Annotated in this window: 3 protein-coding genes; 1 reads left to right on the top strand and 2 read right to left on the bottom strand. The window is 66.5% G+C overall.

Annotated features, from left to right (window positions below):
• Positions 1-399: 399 nt before the first annotated feature.
• A complete protein-coding gene (pstS, locus tag D183_RS0117595) occupies positions 400-1,413 on the bottom strand; it encodes a phosphate ABC transporter substrate-binding protein PstS (protein ID WP_017910159.1) in 1,014 nt (337 codons plus the stop codon).
• A 258-nt stretch (positions 1,414-1,671) separates the two neighbouring features.
• On the opposite strand from pstS, the gene D183_RS0117590 reads away from it, so the two are divergent.
• Entirely contained in the window at positions 1,672-2,922 is a 1,251-nt protein-coding gene (locus D183_RS0117590) for a porin (protein WP_017910158.1), read from the top strand.
• A gap of 287 nt (positions 2,923-3,209) precedes the next feature.
• Here the strand turns inward: D183_RS0117590 and nth are convergent, their stop codons facing one another.
• On the bottom strand, positions 3,210-3,899 hold the full coding sequence (gene nth, locus D183_RS0117585; protein ID WP_017910157.1) for an endonuclease III: 690 nt from the start codon (positions 3,897-3,899) through the stop codon (positions 3,210-3,212).
• Positions 3,900-3,976: the final 77 nt, after the last annotated feature.

Below are 3,976 nucleotides of genomic sequence, written 5' to 3'. Positions count from 1 at the left end.
CCCGCCTGCCGCATCGGCGGCGCCCTGCTTGTCGCCGTTGCCGGGCTGGCAGGCGGTGACGGCGAAGGCCAGGGCGAGGGACAGGACGGCAATGCGCGCCGGCTGCAGTTTCATGGGGGGTCACTCCGTAGCGAAGAGCGCCGGGACATCCGGCGGATGCTCGCTATGAAATGATATTTTTGTTACAGCGAGATGACTTGCGGACTGGTTGGCGGACGCCCTCACCGGATGCGGCGCTCGCGCCGCCTTCCGGAACCGTGGCAGGGCAGGGCGGCGTGCCCCCGCTGGGCCTGCGCACGGCTCCGCCAGCGGGGACAAAAAAAGACGCGGACCCTGCGGTCCGCGCCTTCGGGACATCGCCGTGCAGGCGCGCGAGCGCCGGACGGGCGAGGCGCCGGCTTACTTCATGTTCTGCGCCCAGTAGGCTTCGATCTGCTTGACCAGCGGCTCCGGCAGCGGCACGTAGTCCAGCGCCTTGGCCTGCGGCTGGCCCTGCTCGAACGACCACTTGAAGAAGTCCAGCGCGGCCTTCGACGACGCCGGCTTCTTGGCCTTCTTGTACATGATGGCCCAGGTGGTGGCGGTGATCGGCCACGCGTCCTGGCCCGGCGCGTTGGTCATGATCAGGTTGAAGTCCTTGGCCGACTTCCAGTCCGCGGTGGCGGCGGCAGCGGAGAAGGTCTTGTCGTCCGGCATCACGAAACGGCCGGCGGCGTTCTTCATGCCGGCGTAGCTGAGCTTGTTCTGTAGCGCGTAGGCGTACTCGACGTAGCCGATGCCGCCGCGGATCTGCTTGACGTAGGCGGCCACGCCTTCGTTGCCCTTGCCGCCGATGCCGGCCGGCCACTGCACGGCGGTGCCTTCGCCGACCTTGCTCTTCCACTCCGGGCTGACCTTGGACAGGTAGTTGGTGAAGTTGAAGCTGGTGCCCGAACCGTCGGAGCGGTGCACGATGGTGATCTTCAGGTCGGGCAGGGTCAGGCCCGGGTTCAGCGCGGCGATCGCCGGGTCGTTCCACTTGGTGATCTTGCCCAGGAAGATGTTGGCCAGCACGGTGCCGTCGAGCTTCATCGCACCCGGGGCCACGCCCGCCACGTTGAACACCGGCACGATGCCGCCGATCACGACCGGGAACTGGCCCAGGCCGAACTTTTCCAGATCCGCGCCGCTCAGCGGCTTGTCGGAGGCGCCGAAATCGACCGTGGCCGCCTGGATCTGCGCGATGCCGCCGCCGGAACCGATCGACTGGTAGTTGACGCGGTTGCCGCTTTTCTCAGCATAGGCAGCCGACCACTTCGACAGCACCGGGTAGACGAAGCTGGAGCCTGCGCCAGTGACATCGGTGGCTTGCGCCGCGAGCGAAAACGTAGCGACCGCGGCGGCTGCCAGCAGTCGGAGCTTGAGGGAACGCATCGGGAGAACTCCTGAAATAGGTGGAATGCCGGCACCCCGGCCGGCATCGGCTGCATTCCAAGACTTTTTCATGAACGTCTGAAGAAAATCAGATGTCAGTCCGGTGACAGCCTTCCCGGACGGGGTTGCCTTCGTTTCGAAACGAAGCTGACTCAAAACCGTCATGTCTTTGACGGAATCTTTACAAATGGTCGGGCCATCGCACTGGGGCCGCACCGCACCCATACCACCCTGCCACCACCCATCGGAGAGATTCTAATGCGTTCCCATCTTCTCGCCACGGCGATCCTCGCCAGCCTCGGCCTCGCGTCGGCGCCGCAGGCGTTCGCGGCGAAGGCCAAGGCCAGCAGCAACCCGCCCGCCGTCAGCGCTGCCCAGCTGCAGCAGCTGCAGGCCCAGATCGAAGCGCTGCAGACCCAGGTCCAGCAGCTGCAGGCGCAGTCGGAAGCCCTGCAGGCGCAGTCCGACGCGCAGTCGGAAGTGAATGTCGTGCAGGCCCAGGCGACCGAAACGGCGCAGGCCAGCGCCGCCAAGGTCGACAAGCTCGCCAAGCTGGTCAACGACAACAAGATCGGCGGCCGCATGTTCTTCGACCTGACCAACATCGACCGCACCAGCGGCGGCGCCAAGACCGCCGCCAGCGGCACCGGTCTGGACGTCAAGCGCTTCTACCTGACCGTCGACCACAGCTTCAACGAGATCTGGTCGGCCAACCTGACCACCGACTTCCAGTACAGCTCGGCGCTGTCCAACACCCAGCTGTTCGTCAAGAAGGCCTACGTGCAGGGCAAGTTCGACGACGCCTTCGCCCTGCGCATCGGTGCCGCCGACATGCCGTGGGTGCCGTTCGTCGAGAAGTTCTACGGCTACCGCTACGTCGAGAACACCCTGACCGATCGCCTGAAGTACGCCAACTCCTCCGACTGGGGCCTGCACGCCTTCGGCGACCTGGGCTCGCAGGTCAACTACGCGATGTCGGTGGTCAACGGTGCCGGCTACAAGAACCCGACCCGCGGCAAGGGCATGGACGTGGAAGGCCGCGTCGCCTACATGCCGATGCAGAACCTGGCCATCGCCGTCGGCGCCTACTCGGGCAAGCTGGGCAAGGAAACTGACATCCTCGACGCGCAGCACGACTACACCCGCGCCGATGCGATGGTCGCCTACGCCGATTCCAACTTCCGTCTGGGCGGCGAGTACTTCCAGGCCAAGAATCTCAACAACGTGCTGACCCCGGCCACCGACAAGTCCAGCGGCTGGTCGGTGTGGGGCAGCGTGGCGCTGACCGACGGCGGCATCAACGCCTTCGCCCGCTACGACAAGACCGATCTGAGCAAGACCATCGACCCGACCCTGGCCGACAAGTACTGGAACGTCGGCGTCGAGTTCCCGGTGCTGAAGAACCTGAAGCTGGCCACCGTGTACAAGTACACGCACCAGGACAACGCCAGCAAGAAGACCGACGTGGAAACCAAGGAATTCGGCGTCTGGGGCGACCTGTCGTTCTGATTCGCGGAGATTCCCGCACGTGGGACGAAAGGCGGCGCATTGCGCCGCCTTTCTTTTTTGCGGCGCGATCGCCGAGGCGCGCGATGGGGCGCGGGCCGGGGCGCCTTTCACGGTTCGCGTCGACGACCGTTGACGATAGTCGCTGCTACAGCGGCCAGGTGGCCTCTCGTGGAGAACTGGAGAAGCGGTTTCAACCGCGACGGGCGCAGCGGCGGACGACATGCGCCGCGCAAGTTGCCCAAGCCGACATCCCCGGCGCTGTACCGGCCGGCGCCGCGGCACGCCGCTCAACCCGGCGTCTTGTCCTTGTACCGGCACAGGTCGCGGATCGCGCACTGCGGGCAGTCGGGCTTGCGCGCCTTGCACACGTAGCGGCCGTGCAGGATCAGCCAGTGGTGCGCGTCGTACAGGAACTGCGCCGGCACCCGCTTGAGCAGCGAATCTTCGACTGCGCGCACGTCCTTGCCCGGGGCCAGCCCGGTGCGGTTGGCGACGCGGAAGATGTGCGTGTCCACCGCCATGGTCGGTTCGCCGAAGGCGGTGTTGAGCACCACGTTGGCGGTCTTGCGGCCTACCCCGGGCAGCGCTTCCAGCGCGGCGCGCGAGCGCGGCACCTCGCCGCCGTGTTGCTCGACCAGGATGCGGCAGGTGGCGATGACGTTCTTGGCCTTGGCGTTGAACAGGCCGATGGTGGAGATGTAGCGCTTGAGACCGTCCTCGCCCAGCGCCAGGATCGCGGCCGGCGTGTTCGCCACCGGATACAGGCGCCGCGTGGCCTTGTTGACGCCGACGTCGGTGGCCTGCGCCGAGAGGATCACCGCGATCAGCAGTTCGAACGGGCTGTCGTATTCCAGCTCGGTGGTCGGGCTGGGGTTGAGTTCGGACAGGCGCGAGAACAGTTCGTGGATCTCGTCCTTGCTCAGCAGACGTCCGCGCCGTGCAGGCGTGCTTGCGCCTGTGCTCGCGGTCGCGCTCATTGGCCGCCTCGCTGCGCGGCCCTGGCCTTGGCGCGGGCCAGGATCGCCGCGGCGGCCGCCGGCAGGGCCGGCGCACT

The organism is Xanthomonas sp. SHU 199 (assembly GCF_000364665.1).
Taxonomy (GTDB): domain Bacteria; phylum Pseudomonadota; class Gammaproteobacteria; order Xanthomonadales; family Xanthomonadaceae; genus Xanthomonas_A; species Xanthomonas_A sontii.
The sequence above is the reverse complement of the archived record's forward strand: the minus strand, read 5'-3'. Positions and strand labels throughout refer to the sequence as shown.

What these genes read in the sequence shown, in the direction of transcription:
- pstS (WP_017910159.1), bottom strand. Translation starts at nt 1,413, where the DNA reads ATGCGTTCCCTCAAGCTCCGACTGCTGGCAGCCGCCGCGGTCGCTACG.
- D183_RS0117590 (WP_017910158.1), top strand. Translation starts at nt 1,672, where the DNA reads ATGCGTTCCCATCTTCTCGCCACGGCGATCCTCGCCAGCCTCGGCCTC.
- nth (WP_017910157.1), bottom strand. Translation starts at nt 3,899, where the DNA reads ATGAGCGCGACCGCGAGCACAGGCGCAAGCACGCCTGCACGGCGCGGA.